The following is a 20,319-nucleotide window of genomic DNA, read 5'->3' as shown; positions in this document are numbered from 1 at the left end:
GCCGGCCTATGCCGCCGGGGTCTTCGCCGTGGCCTTGGCGTAGAGGGAGGCCGCGTACTCGCCGAGGACCGTGCTGGTCGACACGTCGTCCGTCTCCCCGCCCGTGAGGATGCCGATGATCTTTCCGTCGCGGGCGATCCACGCGCTGCCGCTGGTGCCGCCCGGGAAGTCGGCGCAGTCGAAGCGCTGCTGGGTGTCGCTCTCGCGGACCGCGACCGACGTGCAGGTACGGGGCACCTTGCGGTCGGCGGGGTAACCGGTGACGGTGACCTCCTCGCCCACGCGGCCGCTCGTGTCGAGGACGGCCCCGCCGGTCACGTCCTCGATGGTGCGGCCCTTGTCGTCCGGGGCGAGGCGGGCGAAGGCGAGGTCGTAGTCGTCGTCCGTGCCCTCGGCCCAGCGGTCGTCCTCGTAGACCTGCTGGATCTTCCATGTGCCGTACGGGGCGACCCCGTTGGCGTAGGCGGGGGCGAAGACGGCGCTCCCGCCGCTCTGGTCCCCTTCGAGCAGGCAGTGGCCGGCCGTGATGATCAGGTTCCGGCCGGGGCTGCTCACCACGGTGGCGGTGCAGAAATGGTCACTGTCCAGGCCGTTGGTGAACAGGGCCCCGGTGAAGGCGGCGGGCCCACCGGGCGGCGGGGTGACGGCCGGCGGCAGGGTGGTGGCGGGCGGCGCGGAGAGCTGGGGCTTCGCCGCTTGCGATCGCGATGGCGAGGGCGACCCGCTCGGCGAGGCTCCCGGCGCGGCCTTCGCCCGTACCTGCGGGACCTCTTCGGGCGGCGGCGCCAACTTGGCCACCGCGGCGGATGCCCCCAGAGCCGCCACCGCACACAGCACCGCAGTCACGACGGTCCGCTTGTCCACCGGCATGATCATCCTTCCGCTTCGCCCTGGCGAAGCATGCCCCGGCGGCAGGGCTGGTTGCAAGAACGGGGACGGCCCGAGGCCCCCTCGTCAGACGGGTCCGACCGGCAGCTCGCACACGAAACCCATGCCCGGGCGGCCGTCCGGATCGACCTCGCCGGTGGGCACGAATCCCGTGCGGGCGAGCACCGCCCGCGACCCGGCGTTGTCGAGCGTGGTGACGGCCCGCAGCGAGGTCAGTCCGTACCGCGCGAGCGCCAGCCCACAGACTTCCCGGACCGCGGCCGTCGCCAGACCCCGGCCCGTGGCCCGCTCGGCGATCCGGTAGCCGAGCTCGGCCGAACCGTCCGCCACGTCCACCAGGTTGACCCGGCCCACCACCTCACCGCCGTCGCCCACCAGGACGTGGAAGAAGCACAGCCCGGTGGCCTGCTCGGCCAACAGCGCGGTGTGCCGCTCGTCGAAGTCGGCGAAGTAGCGATCGCCCCGGTCCGGGACGGCCGCGGCGAAGTAGGCGCGGTTCTCCCGCTCGAACGCGAGCAGGGCCGGGGCGTGGTCGAGGCGGAGCAACTGGAGCCGGGGCACCGCTCGATGCTACGCACTGTCGGCCCGACAGGCCCCACAGGCCCCACAGGCCCCACAGGCCCGACCGGCCCGACAGGCCCGACCGGCCCGACAGGCCCGACAGGCCCGACAGGCCCGATAGGCCCCGGCGAAGCCTCCGGGGAGTCCCGGTGCGCCGTATAGGTCGTCTGCCCGATCCCCGGCCCCCGCCTTAGAACACAGGCTGAGCGGGTGATCGATCGAGGCATGGGGAAGGTCCTGCGGGACCGCGACGCGCGGCTCTACCTGTCCGGGGTGGTGGTCTCCGGCTTCGGGACGACCGCGATGTGGCTGGTGGCCGGGGTCTGGGTGAAGTCACTGACCGGGTCGGACGCGCTCGCGGCACTGACCGTGTTCACCATGTGGGCGCCGGTCCTGGCCGGGCCGGCCCTGGGGGCGCTCGCCGACCGGCTGCCCCGGCGGCCGCTGCTGGTCGCCCTCGGCCTCGTGATGGCCGCCCTGCTGCCCGTACTGCTCCTGGTCGACTCGGCGGACCGGGTGTGGCTGCTGTTCGCGGTACTGCTCGTGTACGGGACGTGCGGCACCGTGCACGGGGCGGCGGAGGCGGCCCTGGTTCCGCGGGTCGTGGGCGGGCGGCTCCTGGGGGACTTCAACGGGCTGCGGCTGACGGCCGACGAGGGCATGAAACTCCTGGCGCCGCTGGTGGGCGCGGCCCTGTTCGCACGGTCCGGCGGGGCTTCGGTGGCCCTGCTCGACGCGGTGACCTTCGCCCTGGCTGCGGGGATCTTCGCCCTGCTGCGGGTACGCGAGGAACCCCCGGCGCGCGAGCGGATCCGGGACGACGCGGGCACCTTCGCGCGGATGGCGGCGGGCGGGGTGCAGCTGTGGCGGGTGCCGGTGGTGCGCACGCTGGTGGCGGCCGGCGCCGCCGTGATGTTCCTGGCCGGACTGAACGGCGCGATGGTCTACGCGGTCGCCGGGGACGTACTGGGGCACGCGCCCACTTACGTGGGGGTGCTGTACGCGGTGCAGGGCGCGGGTTCGGTCCTGAGCGGGCTCGTGGCGGGCCCGCTGCTGCGGAGGATGCCGGAGCCGGTGTTCGCGGCGGCCGGAGTGGCGCTGTTCGCCCTGGGCGCCGGGGCCCGCGCGCTGCCGTACGACGCGGTGGCCCTGGCGGGCAGCGCGGCCGTCGGCGCCGGGCTGCCGTGCGTACTGATCGCCGCGCTGACGGCGGTGCAGCGCGAGGTCCCGGACGACGTGCTGGGCCGCGCCGCGGCCACGGCGAACACCCTGATCTTCGTACCGAATGCGCTGGCCCTGGCGCTGGGTGCGGCGCTGGTGGCCTTCGCGGACGTACGGGTGCTGCTGCCGGTGCTGACGGTGGCGGGGCTGGCCACGGCGCTGCTGGTGTCGCGGGCGCGGGCGGGCGCGCGGGCGGGCGCGGATGCCCGTAGGGCGTGACCGGCCGGAGGGGCCGGGCGGGCCACGCCCTACGGGCACGGCGTACGCGTGCGAGCACGGTGTACGCGTACGGGACGGCGACCGCCACCGCTGCCGATGGCCGGCTCACGCGCGCCGGCTCAGGCCCCCGGGCCCGCCCACAGGCCGTCCGCCGTGAGTCCGAGCAGGTCGATCGCGTTGCCGCGCACGATGCGGTCCACCACGTCCGGCGCCAGGTGGCCCATCTGGGCCTCGCCGACCTCGCGGGACTTGGGCCAGGTCGAGTCGGAGTGCGGGTAGTCCGTCTCGTAGAGGACGTTGGCGACGCCGATCGAGTCGAGGTTCTTCAGGCCGAAGGCGTCGTCGAAGAAGCAGCCGAAGACGTGCTCGGCGAAGAGCTCCGACGGCGGGCGCAGCACCTTGTCCGCGACTCCGCCCCAGCCGCGGTTCTCCTCCCAGACCACGTTCGCGCGTTCCAGGATGTACGGGATCCAGCCGATCTGGCCCTCCGCGTACATGATCTTCAGGTTGGGGAAGCGCTCGAACTTGCCGCTCATCAGCCAGTCGACCATCGAGAAGCAGCAGTTGGCGAAGGTGATGGTGGAGCCGACCGCGGGCGGGGCGTCGGCCGAGGTGGACGGCATGCGGGAGGAGGAGCCGATGTGCATGGCGATGACCGTGCCGGTCTCGTTGCACGCCTCCAGGAAGGGGTCCCACTCGTCCGTGTGGACGGAGGGGAGGCCCAGGTGCGGGGGTATCTCGGAGAAGGCGACCGCGCGCACCCCGCGCGCCGCGTTGCGGCGGACCTCGGCGGCGGCGAGGCGGGCGTCCCAGAGGGGGATCAGGGTGAGGGGGATGAGGCGGCCGCCGGCGTCGGGGCCGCACCACTCCTCCACCATCCAGTCGTTGTAGGCCCGTACGCCGAGGAGTCCCAGTTCACGGTCCTTGGCCTCGGTGAAGGTCTGGCCGCAGAAGCGGGGGAACGTGGGGAAGCAGAGGGCCGACTGGACGTGGTTGACGTCCATGTCCGCGAGCCGGTCGGGAACCGAGAAGGACCCGGGGCGCATCTGCTCGTAGGTGATGACTTCCAGTTTGATCTCGTCGCGGTCGTACCCGACCGCGGTGTCGAGGCGGGTGAGCGGCCGGTGCAGGTCCTCGTAGACCCACCAGTCGCCGATGGGGCCGTCGTCGCCCTTGGCTCCCATCACGGGCGCGAACTTGCCGCCGAGGAAGGTCATTTCCTTCAAGGGGGCGCGGACGACGCGGGGACCGATGTCGCGGTATCTGGACGGGAGACGGTCCCGCCAGACGTGGGGAGGTTCAACCGTGTGGTCGTCCACCGAGATGATCTTCGGGAAGGTCTCCATGACGCATACGGTAGCGCTGATCTGACGAACCGTCAGCTAGTTGGGCTGTGATCGGTCATGTACGGGCTGACGTGTACGCGCGAGACAGGGCAGACTGACCCTTACACCGAACGGAAGGCAGGGGGACGACAGATGGACGGCGTACCGGCCATCCCGAGCCCGCGGAAACATCCCGAGGCCCGTACGGCTGCCGCCGCACCCGAGGTCGGTCCGGGGGCGCCCCCCGCCCGCGCGACCCCCGCACCCGCGGCCGGCGCCCCGACCACCGACACCGCCGCGGGCACGGCCGCCGCGGCCGGAACCGGAACCGGAGCCGGAACCATCACCGACACGGCCGACACCGCCGGCGCCACCGGCCCCGGCGAGTTCCGCTTCGCCGTCCTCGGGCCCGTCCGCGCCTGGCGAGGCGGCGAGCTCCTGCCCTCCGGCACCCCCCAGCAGCGCGCCCTGCTCGCCGTACTCCTGCTGCGCGACGGCCGCACCGCCACCGCGCCCGAACTCATCGACGCCATATGGGGCGAGGACCCGCCGCAGCAAGCCCTGGCCACCATCCGCACGTACGCCTCCCGCCTGCGCAAGGTCGTCGCCCCCGGCCTCCTCGTCACCGAGTCCGGCGGCTACGCCATCCGGCTGCGCTCCGCCGCCACCCTCGACCTCGGCGTCGCCCGCAGCCTCGCCGCCGACGCCGAAACGGCCCGGACCGCCGGTGACCGCACCCTCGCCCGGACGCTCCTGGCCCGCGCCCTCGACCTCTGGGAGGGTGAGCCCCTCGCCGGCATCCCCGGCCCGCACGCCGAGACCGAGCGCATCCGGCTCGCCGAATGGCGCCTCCAGCTGCTGGAGACCCGCCTCGACCTCGACCTGGAGGTCGGCCACCACGCCGAGGCCGTCTCCGAGCTCACCGCCCTCACCGCCGCCCACCCGCTGCGCGAACGCCTGCGCGAGCTGCTGATGCTCGCCCTCTACCGCAGCGGCCGGCAGGCCGAGGCCCTCGCCGTCTACGCCGACACCCGCCGCCTCCTCGCCGACGAGCTCGGCGTCGACCCGCGCCCCGAACTGGCCGCGCTCCAGCAGCGCATCCTCAACGCCGATGCCGATCTCGCCCGCGCGGAGGACCCGGCCCCGGCCGCCGCGACCGTCCACGTGAGGCCCGCCCAATTGCCTGCGACCGTCCCCGACTTCACCGGCCGCGCCAGCTTCGTCGCCGAACTCGGCGCCATCCTCGGCGGCGGCGCCCTGGACCAGGTCATGGCCGTCTCCGCGCTCGCCGGCATCGGCGGCGTCGGCAAGACCACCCTCGCCGTGCACGTGGCCCACGCCGCCCGCCCGCACTTCCCCGACGGCCAGCTCTACGTCGACCTCCAGGGCACCGAGGCCCGCCCCGCCGAACCGGAGGCCGTCCTCGGCTCCTTCCTGCGCGCCCTCGGCACCCCCGACACGGCCATCCCCGACTCGCCCGCCGAGCGGGCCGCGCTCTACCGCTCCATCCTCGACGGCCGCCGCGTCCTGGTCCTCCTCGACAACGCCCGTGACGCCGCCCAGGTCCGCCCGCTGCTGCCGGGCACCGCCGGCTGCGCCGCCCTCGTCACCAGCCGGGTCCGCATGGCGGGCCTCGCCGGCGCCCATCTCGTCGACCTCGACGTGATGAGCCCCGAGGAGGCACTCCAGCTCTTCACCCGGATCGTCGGCGAGGAACGCGTACGCGCCGAGCGCCAGGCCGCCCTCGACGTCGTGGGCGCCTGCGGCTTCCTGCCGCTGGCCATCCGCATCGCCGCCTCCCGGCTCGCCGCCCGCCGCACCTGGACCGTGTCCGTCCTGGCCGCCAAGCTCGCCGACGAGCGCCGCCGCCTCGACGAGCTCCAGACCGGCGACCTCGCCGTCAAGGCCACCTTCGAGCTCGGCTACGGCCAGCTGGAGCCCGCCCAGCAGCGCGCCTTCCGCCTCCTCGGACTCGCCGACGGGCCCGACATCTCCCTCTCGGCGGCAGCGGCCGTGCTCGACCTTCCCGAGTACGACACCGAGGACCTCCTGGAGGCCTTAGTCGACTGTTCCCTGCTGGAATCCGCCGCTCCCGGCCGCTACCGCTTCCACGACCTCGTACGCCTCTACGCGCGTGCCTGCGCCGAACGCGACGAGCAGCCGCCCAGCGGGCGCGAGGCGGCCCTGGACCGGCTGCTGGACTTCTACCTGGCCACCGCCTCCGGGGTCTACGCCCTGGAACGCCCGGGCGACCGGCTGCCCGCGCACCTGTCCGACACCCACTACCCCGGGCTGGTGTTCGCCGAGCCGCGCGCCGCCCTGGACTGGCTGTACGCCGAGGCCGACCCGCTGCTGGCGTGCGTACGGCAGGCCTCCGTACGGGGCGGCGAGTCACTGGTCCTGCGCCGGGCCGTGGACCTGCTGTGGGCGGCCAAGGACCTCGCCGAGTCCGGGGCCAACTCCCGCCAGTACGAGTCGGCCGCGGTCGCCCTGCGCGACGCCGGCCAGGCCGCGAAGGACCCGTACGCCGAGGGCCGCGCCCGCACCACCCTCACCAACGTCCACCTGGTCGCGGGCCGCTTCGCCGAGGCCGACGACGAGGCCGCGCGGGCCACCGTGCTCGCCCGGGAGGCCGGCGACCCGCTGCCCATGTGCTGGGCCCCCAACGACCGGGGGATCATCGCGCTGTACGAGGGCCGGCACGCGGACGGCGAGCGCTACCTGCTGCAGGCCATCGAGTGCTTCCGCGCCGACGGCAACAACGTCGGCGAGGCCAGCGCCCTGTGCAACCTCTCCCGCATCCATGTGGAACTGGGCCGCCTGCCCAGCGCCATAGACCTGGCCCAGCAGGGCATCGCCATCTACGACCGGATGGGCCTGAGCCTGCGCCTGGCCAACGGCCGCTACGCGCTCGGCATCGCCCTCACCCAGGCGGGGCGGCTCGGCGAGGCCCTGGCGCAGCTCGCCGAGGCGCTGTCGCTGTTCCACGAGAACCGCCAGCCGCTGTGGGAGGGCGTGACCCACTTCCGGCTCGCCGAGGCCCACCTGGCGGCGCGCCGGCCCACCCTGGCCGCCTCGCACGCCGAGCAGGCGATCGCGCTGCGCGGCATCGGCGGGGAGTGGCGCCGGGCGACGGTCCTGACGGTGCTCGGCAAGGCGCTGCGGCGGCTGGGGCAGCGGGACCGCGCGCGGGCGTGCTGGCGGGACGCGGAGGCGGTGTTCACGCAGCTGAGGTCGGCCGAACTGGGCGAGGTGCAGGCCCTGCTGGCCTCGGAGATCGCTGCCTGAGCTGCGACGGAACCGGATGAACACGGCGTTCATCGTTCGTTTATCGCCGTCCGACACGATAAGTGCATCGACCCGGCGCCTCGGGGGAGCATCCGGGTCGGTTGGTGGACTACCCGTTCGGCGGTCATCGGGGGAATCGCCGAACGGGCCCAGCCCTAAACCATCAGGAGAATCGATGACGACGAACGAGAACCTCAAGCCGCTCGACAACCACGCCTCGGGCGTCGAGATCGAGACCCTGGACAACCACGCCTCGGGCATCGAGATCAAGCCGCTCGAGAAGGAGCCGGCTCCGGCCGTCCCCACCACGGACGAGGAGATCCAGACGCTGGACAACCACGCGTCCGGTCCGCGCCCGTAGCACGCGCAAGACGTACGGGGGACTCCACGGGGGAGTACGGGGGAAGTACGGCGGTCGCGGTGGCCCGGAGGGGGAGCCACCGCGGCCGCCGTACACGTATGTGCGGGCACGGGCGGCATAGGCTGGGAGCGTGTTCTCCTCCCACGGGCCGAGCGTCCGCGAACTGGCAGTGCAGGGCCTCTCCTCGGTCGAGCGGGGCTACGACCTCCTCGCGCCGAAGTTCGACCACACCCCCTTCCGCACCCCGGACCGGATGCTCGACGCCGTCGAGGAGACCCTGGCCCAGGTGGAGGGCGGCTTCGGGGCCGGCCTGGACGTGTGCTGCGGCACGGGTGCCGGGATCGACATGCTGCGCCGGCTGTGCCGCGACCGGATCACCGGGGTGGACCTGAGCGCGGGCATGCTCGCGCAGGCCGAGCGCCGGTACGCCGCGGACGCCGACCGCGTGGACTTCGTACGGGCCGACGCGCGGGCCCTGCCGGCCTCCCTCGCGGACCGCTACGACCTGGCGGTCAGCTTCGGCGCCTTCGGCCACTTCCTCCCGAAGGAACGGCCCGCGCTCTTCTCCGGCGTCCACGCGGCCCTGCGCGAGGGCGGCGTCTTCGCCTTCCCGATCGGCGCCCCGCTGCCGCTCGGCTCCCGGGTGTGGTGGGCGACGACGGGCTTCGACGCGGCGATGCGGGTGCGCAACGCGGTGTGGCGCCCCCCGTTCGTCATGTACTACCGCACCTTCCCGCTGGGCCCGGTCGGCGAAGACCTGAGGGCGGCCGGCTTCACGGTGGAGACGGTCCCCCTCCCCCACTTCGGCCACCGCCCGGACGGCACCCCGAACTGGCGCCTGGTCCTGGCCCGCCGCCGCTAGGCCGTTCCCCGGTACGCGAGGGCGCCGCCGAATAGGCTGAACCAGCGCACCCCTGGAGGACACCATGGCCGCCGAGCTCCCCGAATGGATGCTCCCGCCCCGCCCGAGCGGCTGGGAAGCGGACGACCTCGATCACCTGCCCCAGGCTCCCCGGCACACCGAGCTCATCGACGGAGCGCTGATCTTCATGGTGTCCCCACAGCGGTCCTGGCACTCCCGGCTCGTGGAGAACCTGACCTTCGCCGTGCGGCAGGCGGCACCTGAAGGCATCGAGATCGAACGGGAGATGACCGTACGGCTCGACCGGAAGAGCCGTCCGGAACCGGACATCCTGGCTGCGGCCGTCCCCTACGACCCGGACCGCACCCGCTACCTCCCCGACGAGGTGGTTCTGGTGATCGAAGTGGTGTCCGAGGAGTCGGCGGACCGCGACCGTTCCATCAAGCCCTTCAAATACGCCCAGGCGGGAATCCCCCACTTCTGGCGTGTCGAGGACGAGACGACCGGGCCCGCCGTCCACGTCTACGAGCTGGACACCGTCACCCGGTCGTACGTCGCGACCGGAATCCGGGAGTGGCTCAAGGTGGCGGTTCCGTTCGCCGCGACCATCGATCTGGGCGGCCTCGTCCCCTGATCCGCCTCAGCCGGTGCGCAGGGCGCGTTTGAGGATTTTGCCGCTCGCGTTGCGCGGGAGTTCCGTCACGAACTCGACCGCGCGCGGCACCTTGTAGTTGGCCATCTCGCGGCGCGACCAGGCGATCAGGTCGTCCGCGGTGACGGTGGAGCCGGGGCGGCGGACCGCGTAGGCCTTGCCGACCTCGCCCAGCCTGGGGTCCGGGATGCCGATCACCGCGACGTCCGCGATGTCCGGGTGGAGGCCGAGGAGCTGCTCGATCTCGGCGGGGTAGGCGTTGAACCCGCCGACGATGAACATGTCCTTGATCCGGTCGGTGATCCGAAGGTTGCCGTCCTCGTCCAGGACCCCCACGTCGCCGGTGTGCAGCCAGCCCTCGGGGGTGATCGTCCTGGTGGTCTCCTCGGGGTCCTCGAAATAGCCCTGCATGACGTGGTAGCCGCGGACCGCGATCTCGCCCGCGCGCCCGGCCGGCTGCGGCCGCCCGTCCGCGTCCAGGATCACCACCTCCGTGTCCGGGATGGCCCGCCCCGAGGTGGCGGAGACGGTCTCCGCCGCGTCGCCCCGCCGGCACATGGTGACGATGCCGCTGGCCTCGGAGAGCCCGTACGCCGTGAGGACGGTGGCGATGTGCAGCTCGCCGCGCAGCCGTTCGACGAGCCGCAGCGGGACCACGGCCGCGCCGGTGACGACCAGGCGCAGGGCGGACAGGTCGTGGTGGTCGCGCTGCGGGTGGTCCAGGAGCGACTGGTGGAGGGTGGGCGGCCCCGGGAGTACGGAGATCCGCTCGGCGGCGACGTTCGCGAGGACGGTGTCCACGTTGAACACCGGCTGCGGCACCATCGTGGCCCCGCGCATCAGGCAGGCGATGATCCCGGCCTTGTAGCCGAAGGTGTGGAAGAAGGGGTTCACGATCAGGTAGCGGTCGCCCTCGCGCAGGCCGGCGAGCTCGCTCCACACGTCGTAGCAGCGCAGGGACTGGCCATGGGTGATGACCGCGCCCTTGGGACTGCCGGTGGTGCCGGAGGTGAAGATGATGTCGGAGGGGGACTCGGGTCGGATGGCCTCGGCGCGCTCGCGGACCGCCGCGGCCGGTACGCCGTCCCCGCCCGCCAGGAAGTCCTTCCAGGTGCGGAAGGAGTCGGGGGCGTCGTCGGCGAGGACGACGACCTGCTCCAGGTGCGGGAGCCCGGGCAGCGGGCCGCCGCCGGGGCCCTCGGCCGCCGCGCGGCGCAGGGAGGCGACGTAGGAGGTGCCGAGGAAGGTGCCGGTGACGAAGAGCAGCCGGGCCCGGCTCCGCTCCAGGACGTAGGCGGCCTCCGTGCCCCTGAAACGGGTGTTGAGGGGGACGAGCGCCGCGCCGGCCGAGACGGCGCCGAGGGCGGAGACGATCCACTCCAGGGTGTTGGGGGCCCAGACAGCGACCCGGTCGCCGGGTTCGATCCCGGCGGCGACGCAGGCGGCGGCGGCCCGCTCGACGCGCTCGCCGAGCTGCGCGTAACTGATCCGGGTGCGCCCGTCGACGACGGCCTCGCGGTCCGCGTACCGTGCCGCCGCCGACCGGACGAGCTGCGCGATGCTGCCCCAGCGCAGATCCCCGCGTCCGTCCTCGTGCCGGTCGTCGCGCGTGTCGCCGTGCCCGTCGCCGTGCCCGTCGCCGCCCATGCGTGCCACCTTCCCGCAGACCCAGTAGCTGACTATCCGTCAGATTAGCTGTAGCCTTCGCGGCTGTCAGTACTGGCGCACCCCGGAGGTGGCGATGGCGGCAACGCTCAAGGACGCGACGGCGATAGTCGGCATCGGGCAGACCGCCTTTGCCAAACAACTGCCGCAGTCCGAGAAGGAGCTGGCCTGCCGGGCCATCCTCGCGGCCCTCGCCGACGCCGGCATCGAACCGTCCGAGGTCGACGCCTTCGCCTCCTACACCATGGAGGAGACCGACGAGGTCGAGGTCGCCAAGGCCATCGGCGCCGGCGACGTCACCTTCTTCTCCAAGATCGGCTACGGCGGCGGCGGTTCCTGCGCCACCGTCGGCCACCTCGCCTCCGCCGTCGCCACCGGCCAGGCCACCGTCGGCGTCGCCTGGCGCTCCCGCAAACGCGGCTCGGGCCCCCGCCCCTGGAAGAACACCGCCGTCCAGCTGCCCACCCCCGGCCAGTGGACCCGCCCCTTCGGCCTGCTGCGGCCCGCCGACGAGATCGGCATGCTCGCCCGCCGCTACATGCACGAGTACGGCGCCACCCGCGACCACCTGTTCAACGTCGCCATGGCCTGCCGCAACCGCGCCAACGAGAACCCGGCAGCGATGATGTACGAGCGCCCGCTGACCCGCGAGATGTACATGACCTCCCGCATGATCAGCGACCCGCTCTGCCTCTTCGACAACTGCCTGGAGACCGACGGCGCGCTGGCCTGCGTGATCGTCTCCGCCGAGCGCGCCCGCGACTGCCGCCACAAGCCCGTCTACGTCCACTCCGTCGCCCAGGGCCTGCCCTCCCAGCACCACGGCATGGTCAACTACTGGAACGACGACCCGCTGTCCGGGCCCGCCTGGACCGCCGCCCGCCACCTGTGGAAGCAGGCCGACTTCGGGCCCCAGGACGTCGACGTCGCCCAGATCTACGACGCCTTCACCCCCCTGATCCCGCTCTCCCTGGAGGGCTACGGCTTCTGCGGCCGCGGCGAGGGTGCCGCCTTCACCGAGGGCGGCGCCCTGGAGAGGGGCGGCCGGCTCCCCATCAACACCGGGGGCGGCGGCCTGTCCGAGGCGTACGTACACGGTTTCAACCTGATCAACGAGGGCGTCAAGCAGCTGCGCGGCATCTCCACCGCCCAGGTGCCGGACGCCGCGACCTGCCTGGTGACGGCGGGCGAGGGAGTCCCGACGTCCGCGATCCTGCTGAGGAGCTGACCCGATGACCACCACGCCCGCAGCCGCCGACGAACTCCTCCTCCCGGTCCCCGACGAGGACGGCGCCCCCTTCTGGGAGTACGCCGCCCGGGGCGAGCTCCGCGTCCAGGCCTGCGCCGCCTGCGGCCGGCTGCGCTTCCCGCCCCGGCCCTGCTGCCCGCACTGCCGGTCCTTCGACAGCGAGTGGCGCCGTATGAGCGGCCGCGGCCGCATCTGGTCCTACGTTCGCCCGCACCCGCCGCTGCTGCCCGCGTACGCCGCGCAGGCCCCGTACAACGTGATCCTCGTGGAGCTCGCCGACGCCCCCCACATCCGGCTCGCCGGGAACCTGGTCACCTCCGCCGACGCCCCGCTCGACTCGGTGGACCCGGCCCGGCTGCGGATCGGCGCCCGCGTGCACGTGGTCTTCACCGAGACGGGCGGCATGACCGTGCCCCGCTGGATGCTGGAGAAGTCATGACCGTGCGGGTGGAACGGGACAAGGAGACCGGTGTCGCGGTCGTCACCCTGGACCGGGAGCACCGGCACAACGCCGTAGACCTGGAGACCGCCGCGGAACTGGGCGCGGTGTGGCGGGAGTTGCGGTTCGACGAGGAGATGCGGGCCGTGGTGCTGACCGGCGCCGGTACGGCCGCCTTCTGCACCGGCATCGACCGGGGCGTCGACGTGCCGCAGCCCGCCTCCCCCTACTCCGCCGACGATCCGCTGATCGCCATCGGCCCCAAGGCGGGCGACCTGTGGAAGCCGGTCGTCGCCGCCGTCAACGGCATGGCCTGCGGCGGGGCCTTCTACCTGCTGGGCGAGGCGGAGTTCCTGATCGCCTCCGAGACCGCCACCTTCTTCGACCCGCACACCACCTACGGCATGGTCAGCGCGTACGAGGCCGTCTACATGGCCCAGCGGATGCCCTTCGGCGAGGCGGCCCGGATGTCCCTGATGGGCACGGCGGAACGGCTCTCCGCGCGCCGCGCCCACGAGATCGGGCTCGTCTCGGAGCTGACCGCGCCCGGGGAACTGCTCCCGGCGGCCCTGCGGGCGGCGCAGGCCCTGGCCGGCTTCCCGACGGAGGCCGTGCAGGGCACCGTACGGGCCCTGTGGTCGGCGAAGCAGGCCGCGCTCCAGCAGGCCCTGGCCCAGGCTCCGGCGCTGATCGCGCTGGGGAACCTGGCGCCGGAACGGCAGGCGGAGCTGTTCGCCTCCCGGCGGCCCGGTACGGAGTTCAGGCTGCGCTGAGGGCGGGCCTCAGGGCTTGCGCGTGGACTTCGGGCCGGGCTTCTTCGGGGTGGACCCGGGCGTGGAGCCGGGCGTGCTCCCGGGCGTGGAGCCGGAGCCGCCCGAGGTGGTCCCGGCCGAGCCCGTCGTCGAGCTGTCGGACGTCTGCCGGGGCCGGTCGAGGCGGCACGTGGTGACCTCGGCCGCGCGCGCGGGCTCCTGGAGAGCGACCTCGACCGTACGGGTCTCACGGGCCTCCAGGGTCGCCTTGACCTCGGTGGACTCGACGGTGGTGCCGTTCGCGCCCTCCCGGTACAGGGTCACCGCGAAGGTCGCCTTGCGGTCCGCGTTCGAGGTGAACCTGACGGTGGTGACCGGTGGGGTGGCGCCGACGCAGGTGACCACGACGGCCGTGGCCGGGGCGCCGCTCGGACTTGCCGAGGGCGACGCGGAGGCCGTGCCGTTGCCGTTGTTGCTGCCGCCGTGGCCCTTCTTCTTGCTCTTGGAGCTGGAGCATCCGCCACCGCTGCTGCTCTTGCTCTTGCTCTTGCCGCCGCTGCTGCCGCCGTGCGACGAGAACCCGGTCAGCGCGAGCACCACGCCCACCAGCACCGCGGTGAACCTGATACGACGTCCAGCCACCATGGCCCGAACCCCTCCCCGTGGACAACGGCGGGCCACGCTACCAGCCGGGACGCGCCACGTATGGGGGACATAAAGACTCTGCGCCGCGGCACAGGCAACGGCTGCGCGAACGACCCTCGGCGCAACCCCCGCTGATAGCCCGAGCAAACCGAACAGGAAAGCCGAAACCATCCCACTCGCCCTGTACACCAAGGCCAACTGGGCTTTCACTGCGCCGCATTGCCAGACCGCCATGCAAGAATTCGCACAAGCGTCTGAGAATGTTCACTACCACGGGGGGGGGTGGGCGCGTGGCTGTCACGGTGCCTGACTGGGCGGACACACTGCTGGATCTGATCGGTGTGGCCTGGCCGAACGTGGACGAGGACGCCTACCGGGCCATGGCCGACTCGCTCCGCGAGTTCGCCGAGGACCTGTTGGACGACGGCCAGCTCGCCAACAACCACGTCGAGCGCCTGCTCTCGGCGAGCAAGGGCGAGTCGATCGAGGCCCTCAACAAGCACTGGAACACCGTAAAGACCAAGCATTTCAAGGACATTGCCGAGGCGGCCCGCACCATCGCCGGAGCGATGGACATGGCGGCCGGGGCCGTCGAGGGCATGAAGTACGCGGCTCTCGTCCAGTTGGGCTATCTCGCCGCCGAAGCCGGTATAGCCCTCTCCCTCATCCCGGTCACCGCCGGCCTCTCCGCCCTGTTCGGCGCGGCGGCGATGCGTCTGACCCAGGAAGTCGTGAAGCGGCTCATCAAGGAGTGCGTCGAGGAGGCCGTCGGCTACATCGTCTCCGCGATGACCGAACCGGCCGTCGCCGCCCTGGAAGGGATGGCCGCCGACCTCGTCGTCCAGCTCGGCTCGATGGCCCTCGGCTTCCAGGACGGCGTCGACCTCGACCAGACCAAGAACGCCGGAAAGGACGGATTCAACGACGGCGTCCAGTCCGGCAAGGAAGCCCTCCACCTCGCCTCCGCAGGCAGCGGCTCCGGCGGGGGAGGCACCGGCCTGACCGACCTGCACATCGAGCACAGCGAGCACGACCGCGCCGGCACTCACCTCAACGCCGTCAGCACCGGCATCCACGGCAAGACCAGCTCGAAGCTGACCAAGGCCAAGTCCCACCACGGCCGCACCAGAGGCCGCGACTCCATCGCTCAGGCCATCGACCCCGTCGCGGACAAAGCCCTCGCCGCCCTCACCAAAGCCACCAAAGCCATGGGCGACCATGTCGGTACCACCCTCCCCCGAGCCGTCAAGCAGATATCCACCGACCACAAGAAGAACGACCAAGCCCTCCACGACGACTTCAACCGTCTGAAGAAGGACGGTGGCAACAACAAGGGCGGGAACGACGGTCGCGGTTCCGACGGCCGGGACGCGAGCAGCCGCACGAAGCCCGACTCGTTGCACAAGGCCAAGGACGAGCCCCGCCGCAACGGCATTTCGCTCGAGAAGAAGCGGTGCGAGAACGACCCCATCGATGTCGTCACCGGCGAGATGACACTGCCGCAGACGGACCTCGCGCTGCCCGGCACCCTTCCGCTCGTCCTCAAGCGCACGCACCTGTCCGGGTACCGCTACGGCCAGTGGTTCGGACGAAGTTGGGCCTCCACCCTTGATGAGCGACTGGAGAGCGACGCGCTCGGCGGCGGCCTGATCTGGGCCCGTGAGGACGGCTCCCTTCTCGTCTACCCCCGGTTCCCACAGGCAGGCGACGACCCGGTCCTGCCGCTCGAGGGCCCGCGGCTCGCCCTCACCCACGGCGGTCAGTACGACGACGAGACGACCTACACCGTCACCGACACTCGGTCCGGGCTGACGAAGTCCTTCACCGGCAGCCCGTACAGCGCCTCCACGGCGTACTGGCTGACCAGGATCGAAGACCGCAATGACAACGTCATCGCCTTCGCCCGGGCCACCGACGGAGCCCCCACCACCGTCTCGCACAGCGGCGGCTACACCGTCCGGCTCACCACGGACGACCAGCGGATCAACGCCATGGACTTGCGTACCGGGGACGGGCCCGTCACCGTCATGGCGTACGGCTACGACGAGTCCGGAAACCTCACCACCGTCGCCGACTCCTCCGGTCGGGCTCAGCGTCTGACCTACGACGAGCACGCCCGCATCACGTCGTGGACCGACCGCAACGACTCCACCTTCCGCTATTCCTACGACTCTGCCGGCCGGGTCGTACGCACCACGGGCCCCGACGGCTTCCTCTCCTCCGCCTTCGAGTACGACAGCGCTTCCGGAACCACCCGCTACACCGACTCCACGGGCGCGGCCACTGTCTTCCGGTTCAACGACCACCTCCAGGTCATCGCCGAGACCGACCCGCTCGGCCACACGGTCCGTCGGCTCTGGGACCCGTACGACCGCCTGCTCGCCCAGACCGACCCGCTCGGCCGGACCACGACGTACACCTATGACGGGCGAGGCGACCTCGTGCGCATCGTCCACCCGGACGGCGGCACGGCCACGGTCGAGTACAACGACCAGCACCAGCTCACCTCCGTCACCGGCCCCGACGGCTCGACGTCCCGCCAGGAGTACGACGACCGAGGAAACCCGACTCTCTTCACCCGCCCGAACGGCACGACAACCCGGCTCGCCCACAACGCATCGGGCCACCTGACCGGCGTGGACCATTCCGACGACACGTCGGACCGCCTGGTCTGCGACGCGGCCGGCCTCCCACTGGCCGTCCGAGGTCCGTCGGGCGTGATCACAACGTACGAGCGGGACGCCTTCGGCCGCCCTACCCGGATCTCCGATCCTCACGGCCGCGCCACACAGCTGGAGTGGACGGTCGAGGGCAAACCGACGCGGCGTACCGACTCCGACGGATCCACCCAGTCCTGGACGTACGACGGTGAGGGGAACTGCCTCACCCACGTGGACGCGGCGGGAGGCGAGTCCCGCTTCGAGTACACCCACTTCGACCTGGTCACAGCCCGCATCACACCGGAGGGAGCTCGCCACTCCTTCGCGTACGACACAGAACTGCGCCTCACTCAGGTCACCGATCCTGCCGGCTCGTCCTGGACCTACACGCGTGACGCAGCCGGACGCCTCACGTCCGAGACGGACTTCGACGGCCGTGTCATGCGCTATACCCACGACGCGATCGGTCGGCTGACCAGCCGCACCAATGGCATCGGCCAGACGGTCCAATACGAGCGCGACTCCGACGGCCGAGTGGTGGTCAAGGACGCCGAAGGCGTACTCACCCGCTTCACCTACGACGCTTCCGGCCGCCTGGAACGGGCTGTCGGCCCCGACGCGGAGCTGCTGTACGTGCGGGACCGTGCGGGGAGGATCCTTCGCGAGCTGTGCAACGGCCGCGAGCTCACCCACACCCATGACGAGGCCGGCCGCCGGATCCGCCGCACCACTCCGACCGGAGCGGTCAGCTCCTGGGCCTTCCCCGGAGATCGCAGCGCCCTGCTCAACGCCTCGGGCCGCCAGGTGACCTTCGAGTTCGACGAGGCGGGCCGCGAAACCATTCGCCGCATCGGCGAAACGCTGACCATCGCCCACGCGTACGACGACCAGGGGCGCCTGACGGACCAGCAGGTCCGGGCCGACGACGACCGGACTGTCCAGCACCGCGTCTACGGCTACCGTCCGGACGGCCACCTGACCACGGTCGACGACCACCTCGCCGGCCGACGCCGGTTCGATCTGACCCGCGAGGGCCGGGTCACGGGTGTGACCGCCGCGAACTGGAGCGAGCAGTACGCCTACGACGCGTCCGGGAACCAGACCGAGGCCTCATGGCCTACGGACGACAGCGCCGCGGGTCCCCGCACGTACGTGGGCACCCGCCTCACAGGGGCAGGTTCGGTCCGCTACGAACATGACGCACAGGGGCGGGTGGTCCTGCGGCAGAAGCGCCGTCTCTCGCGCAAGCCGGAAACCTGGCGCTACGGCTGGGACGCGGAAGACCGACTCGTCTCGGTCGACACCCCGGACGGCAGTCGCTGGCGGTACCTGTACGACGCGCTGGGCCGGCGCATCGCGAAGCAGCGCCTGTCGGCGGATTCGTCGTCGGTCGCCGAGGAAGTGACGTTCACCTGGGACGGCGACACCCTCATCGAGCAGGTGACCCACACCCACGGCTCCCGGGAGACCGTCGCACTGACGTGGGACCACGACGGCGTGAAGCCGGTCACCCAGGTGGAACGCCGCCTGCTGGACCAGGCGGAGATCGACAGCCGCTTCTTCGCCATCGCCACGGATCTGATCGGAACACCTCGCGAGCTCGTCGACGAGCAGGGCAACGTGGCCTGGCACACGCGCACCACGCTCTGGGGCATCACCACCTGGAACCGGGACGCGACGGCCTACACTCCGCTCCGCTTCCCCGGCCAGTACTTCGACCCGGAGTCGGAGCTCCACTACAACCGGCACCGCCACTACGACCCGGCTTCCGGCCGGTACGTCTCCCCGGACCCCCTCGGTCTGACCCCGGCGCCCAACGCCTTCGCGTACGTCGACAACCCGACGACGTGGATCGACCCGCTGGGCCTGGCGATGTGCCCGCACAGCAAGAATACGGAGCACCGGCACAGCGTGGTGCTGGGTCCGAACGTCGCCCCCGATGACCAGTCCAACAGTCTGGCCAGGTATCTGCGGAACGACCCGAACGACCCTGAGTACCACGACCCGACCAGACCACGGGATCCTGGGGCCCACACGTACAACGGTTCCGCCTACGCAGCGTCGGAGGCAGGCGGTCCGGTCTGGATGACCAATGTCATGAGCGCGGTCAACGATCGAGGCACGACGTTGTCGATCACCCTTGACGGGATGCCGAACAGTTCCGGCCGGGTAGGCAACTGGAATACGCCCGAAGACATCGTGGACGCCTTCCAGACAGCGGCTCGGCACGGCGCACAATTCAACACCCTGCACGAGGACAACTATCCTCTCCGAGGCGATGGAACGGCATGGGAGATGAGCCAGGTCGCGCTCGCCGTCACCCAGCATGACGGAGCCGCCGCCTGGGGTGATGCGGACCACGAGCGTCCCGGACGCCCCTGGGAGGAGATCCACTGGTACTCGGAGAACCAGCGGATCCACGTACCCAAACCGGATATCCCGGAGATCACCCCAGACCTCTCGGCGCTGCACAAGAAGAAGTGATGTCACCGCATGACGAACGATGAAGTTTCCCCGGCCGCGGCGGAGATCGTGGCGCGCTCATGGCAGACCGTCCTGGACTACGGTCCGGACCGGATCGATCCCGCCGTGCCTCGTGCCGCGTACGGCCATCCGGCACTGCGGGAGCTGTTCCCCGCGGTCAGCCACGGTGTGCTGTACCTCAGCCGGTGCATCCGGTACCCGTGGACCCGGGACATCGGTACCGCCTTCCCGCAGGCCGCCGGCGGCTACCGCGTACGAAGGCAGTCCGACAGCACCCTGCTCGGCGTGACGGAGACGGCGGAGGAGGCCTACCGCCTGATCGCGGCGCACCTCCCCGAGGACTGCGGCCCGGCGATCGACGGCACCGCGAACGACCTGTGAGGCCGCCGCGGCGAACGGCACGGGGCGCCTGACGGCCCCCGGACATGGCGGCGGCCCCGGCCCCCGGAGGGGGCGGGGCCGACCGGCCGGGCTGGCGGGGTGGGGTCAGGCGGCGTCGACGACGCCGGAGGCCGCGATCTCGACCTTGCCCTTGGGGGCGCCGGACTGGGAGCCCAGGGCCTCGATCTGGTCCACGAGCTCCTGGCCCGAGACGACCTCGCCGAAGACGACGTGCTTGCCGTCGAGCCACGAGGTGACGACGGTGGTGATGAAGAACTGCGAGCCGTTGGTGTTGCGGCCGGCGTTCGCCATCGACAGCAGGTACGGGCGGTCGTGCTTCAGCTTGAAGTTCTCGTCCTCGAACTTCTCGCCGTAGATGGACTTGCCGCCGGTGCCGTTGTGGTTGGTGAAGTCACCGCCCTGCAGCATGAACTGCGGGATGACGCGGTGGAAGCCCGAGCCGGCGTAGCCGTAGCCGTTCTGGCCGGTGCACAGCTCCCGGAAGTTCTGCGCGGTCTTCGGGACGACCTCGTCGAAGAGGTTGAAGACGATGCGGCCGGCGGGGGCGCCGTTGATGGTGATGTCGAAGTAGACGTTGCTCATGGGGTCCATCCTGTCACTCCCGGTGCGGTGCGCTACCCGGCGGGGCCGCAGCCCCGCCTCCGCG

16 protein-coding genes are annotated in these 20,319 nt (G+C 71.8%); 10 read left to right on the top strand and 6 right to left on the bottom strand.

Annotated features, from left to right (window positions below; genetic code table 11):
* Nucleotides 1-6 precede the first annotated feature (6 nt).
* Both Sspor_RS24790 and Sspor_RS24785 read right to left on the bottom strand, forming a co-directional pair.
* Entirely contained in the window at nt 7-870 is an 864-nt protein-coding gene (locus tag Sspor_RS24790; protein WP_202201087.1) for a trypsin-like serine peptidase, read from the bottom strand.
* Nucleotides 871-954: 84 nt separating this feature from the next.
* Nucleotides 955-1,449, bottom strand: coding sequence for a GNAT family N-acetyltransferase (locus Sspor_RS24785; RefSeq protein ID WP_202201086.1), 495 nt, complete (start codon nt 1,447-1,449; stop codon nt 955-957).
* Nucleotides 1,450-1,674: 225 nt separating this feature from the next.
* Between Sspor_RS24785 and Sspor_RS24780 the strand changes: the two genes are divergently transcribed.
* Nucleotides 1,675-2,889 (top strand): MFS transporter, encoded by a 1,215-nt coding sequence (locus Sspor_RS24780; protein ID WP_202203837.1) that lies wholly within the window; start codon nt 1,675-1,677, stop codon nt 2,887-2,889.
* Nucleotides 2,890-3,008: 119 nt separating this feature from the next.
* Here Sspor_RS24780 and Sspor_RS24775 read toward each other — a convergent pair whose 3' ends face one another.
* Nucleotides 3,009-4,235, bottom strand: a complete 1,227-nt coding sequence (locus Sspor_RS24775) for an amidohydrolase family protein (RefSeq protein ID WP_202201085.1) — start codon at nt 4,233-4,235, stop codon at nt 3,009-3,011.
* Nucleotides 4,236-4,367: 132 nt separating this feature from the next.
* Between Sspor_RS24775 and afsR the strand changes: the two genes are divergently transcribed.
* The 4 genes from afsR (at nt 4,368) to Sspor_RS24755 (ending at nt 9,359) form a co-directional block, all read left to right on the top strand.
* Nucleotides 4,368-7,502 carry an SARP-family global regulator AfsR gene (afsR, locus tag Sspor_RS24770; protein WP_237404009.1) on the top strand — a complete coding sequence of 1,045 codons (3,135 nt, stop codon included), beginning with the start codon at nt 4,368-4,370 and terminating at the stop codon, nt 7,500-7,502.
* Between the two features lie 175 nt (nt 7,503-7,677).
* Nucleotides 7,678-7,863 carry a hypothetical protein gene (locus Sspor_RS24765; RefSeq protein ID WP_202201084.1) on the top strand — a complete coding sequence of 62 codons (186 nt, stop codon included), beginning with the start codon at nt 7,678-7,680 and terminating at the stop codon, nt 7,861-7,863.
* 130 nt (nt 7,864-7,993) lie between these two features.
* Nucleotides 7,994-8,725 (top strand): class I SAM-dependent methyltransferase, encoded by a 732-nt coding sequence (locus Sspor_RS24760; RefSeq protein ID WP_202201083.1) that lies wholly within the window; start codon nt 7,994-7,996, stop codon nt 8,723-8,725.
* A 64-nt stretch (nt 8,726-8,789) separates the two neighbouring features.
* Nucleotides 8,790-9,359 carry a Uma2 family endonuclease gene (locus Sspor_RS24755; protein ID WP_202201082.1) on the top strand — a complete coding sequence of 190 codons (570 nt, stop codon included), beginning with the start codon at nt 8,790-8,792 and terminating at the stop codon, nt 9,357-9,359.
* Nucleotides 9,360-9,365: 6 nt separating this feature from the next.
* Here Sspor_RS24755 and Sspor_RS24750 read toward each other — a convergent pair whose 3' ends face one another.
* Nucleotides 9,366-11,024 (bottom strand): FadD3 family acyl-CoA ligase, encoded by a 1,659-nt coding sequence (locus Sspor_RS24750; protein ID WP_202201081.1) that lies wholly within the window; start codon nt 11,022-11,024, stop codon nt 9,366-9,368.
* Nucleotides 11,025-11,118: 94 nt separating this feature from the next.
* Between Sspor_RS24750 and Sspor_RS24745 the strand changes: the two genes are divergently transcribed.
* The 3 genes from Sspor_RS24745 to Sspor_RS24735 are packed head-to-tail and all read left to right on the top strand — an operon-like array spanning nt 11,119 to nt 13,503.
* Nucleotides 11,119-12,270: a lipid-transfer protein gene (locus Sspor_RS24745; protein ID WP_202201080.1), complete on the top strand. Its 1,152-nt coding sequence runs from the start codon at nt 11,119-11,121 to the stop codon at nt 12,268-12,270.
* A 4-nt stretch (nt 12,271-12,274) separates the two neighbouring features.
* Nucleotides 12,275-12,730 (top strand): Zn-ribbon domain-containing OB-fold protein, encoded by a 456-nt coding sequence (locus Sspor_RS24740; protein WP_202201079.1) that lies wholly within the window; start codon nt 12,275-12,277, stop codon nt 12,728-12,730.
* The gene (locus Sspor_RS24735; protein ID WP_202201078.1) at nt 12,727-13,503 is read left to right on the top strand and encodes an enoyl-CoA hydratase/isomerase family protein; all 777 of its coding nucleotides are present in this window, start codon (nt 12,727-12,729) and stop codon (nt 13,501-13,503) included. The genes Sspor_RS24740 and Sspor_RS24735 overlap by 4 nt, the downstream gene beginning before the upstream one ends.
* Nucleotides 13,504-13,512: 9 nt before the next feature.
* Here Sspor_RS24735 and Sspor_RS24730 read toward each other — a convergent pair whose 3' ends face one another.
* A complete protein-coding gene (locus Sspor_RS24730) occupies nt 13,513-14,127 on the bottom strand; it encodes a hypothetical protein (protein ID WP_202201077.1) in 615 nt (204 codons plus the stop codon).
* A gap of 290 nt (nt 14,128-14,417) precedes the next feature.
* Here Sspor_RS24730 and Sspor_RS24725 point away from each other — a divergent pair, with 290 nt between their 5' ends.
* Nucleotides 14,418-19,271, top strand: a complete 4,854-nt coding sequence (locus Sspor_RS24725) for an RHS repeat-associated core domain-containing protein (RefSeq protein ID WP_237404008.1) — start codon at nt 14,418-14,420, stop codon at nt 19,269-19,271.
* 9 nt (nt 19,272-19,280) lie between these two features.
* Entirely contained in the window at nt 19,281-19,652 is a 372-nt protein-coding gene (locus Sspor_RS24720) for a DUF6193 family natural product biosynthesis protein (protein ID WP_202201076.1), read from the top strand.
* A gap of 105 nt (nt 19,653-19,757) precedes the next feature.
* Here the strand turns inward: Sspor_RS24720 and Sspor_RS24715 are convergent, their stop codons facing one another.
* The gene (locus Sspor_RS24715) at nt 19,758-20,255 is read right to left on the bottom strand and encodes a peptidylprolyl isomerase (protein WP_030009707.1); all 498 of its coding nucleotides are present in this window, start codon (nt 20,253-20,255) and stop codon (nt 19,758-19,760) included.
* Nucleotides 20,256-20,319: the final 64 nt, after the last annotated feature.

The sequence above is a fragment of the Streptomyces spororaveus genome (assembly GCF_016755875.1).
Classification (GTDB): Bacteria; Actinomycetota; Actinomycetes; order Streptomycetales; family Streptomycetaceae; genus Streptomyces; species Streptomyces spororaveus.
Note: the sequence above shows the minus strand (reverse complement) of the source record. Positions and strands in the feature narration are given on the sequence as shown.

What these genes read in the sequence shown, in the direction of transcription:
- Sspor_RS24790 (WP_202201087.1), bottom strand. Translation starts at nt 870, where the DNA reads ATGCCGGTGGACAAGCGGACCGTCGTGACTGCGGTGCTGTGTGCGGTG.
- Sspor_RS24780 (WP_202203837.1), top strand. Translation starts at nt 1,675, where the DNA reads ATGGGGAAGGTCCTGCGGGACCGCGACGCGCGGCTCTACCTGTCCGGG.
- Sspor_RS24775 (WP_202201085.1), bottom strand. Translation starts at nt 4,235, where the DNA reads ATGGAGACCTTCCCGAAGATCATCTCGGTGGACGACCACACGGTTGAA.
- afsR (WP_237404009.1), top strand. Translation starts at nt 4,368, where the DNA reads ATGGACGGCGTACCGGCCATCCCGAGCCCGCGGAAACATCCCGAGGCC.
- Sspor_RS24765 (WP_202201084.1), top strand. Translation starts at nt 7,678, where the DNA reads ATGACGACGAACGAGAACCTCAAGCCGCTCGACAACCACGCCTCGGGC.
- Sspor_RS24755 (WP_202201082.1), top strand. Translation starts at nt 8,790, where the DNA reads ATGGCCGCCGAGCTCCCCGAATGGATGCTCCCGCCCCGCCCGAGCGGC.
- Sspor_RS24750 (WP_202201081.1), bottom strand. Translation starts at nt 11,024, where the DNA reads ATGGGCGGCGACGGGCACGGCGACGGGCACGGCGACACGCGCGACGAC.
- Sspor_RS24745 (WP_202201080.1), top strand. Translation starts at nt 11,119, where the DNA reads ATGGCGGCAACGCTCAAGGACGCGACGGCGATAGTCGGCATCGGGCAG.
- Sspor_RS24740 (WP_202201079.1), top strand. Translation starts at nt 12,275, where the DNA reads ATGACCACCACGCCCGCAGCCGCCGACGAACTCCTCCTCCCGGTCCCC.
- Sspor_RS24735 (WP_202201078.1), top strand. Translation starts at nt 12,727, where the DNA reads ATGACCGTGCGGGTGGAACGGGACAAGGAGACCGGTGTCGCGGTCGTC.
- Sspor_RS24730 (WP_202201077.1), bottom strand. Translation starts at nt 14,127, where the DNA reads ATGGTGGCTGGACGTCGTATCAGGTTCACCGCGGTGCTGGTGGGCGTG.
- Sspor_RS24720 (WP_202201076.1), top strand. Translation starts at nt 19,281, where the DNA reads ATGACGAACGATGAAGTTTCCCCGGCCGCGGCGGAGATCGTGGCGCGC.
- Sspor_RS24715 (WP_030009707.1), bottom strand. Translation starts at nt 20,255, where the DNA reads ATGAGCAACGTCTACTTCGACATCACCATCAACGGCGCCCCCGCCGGC.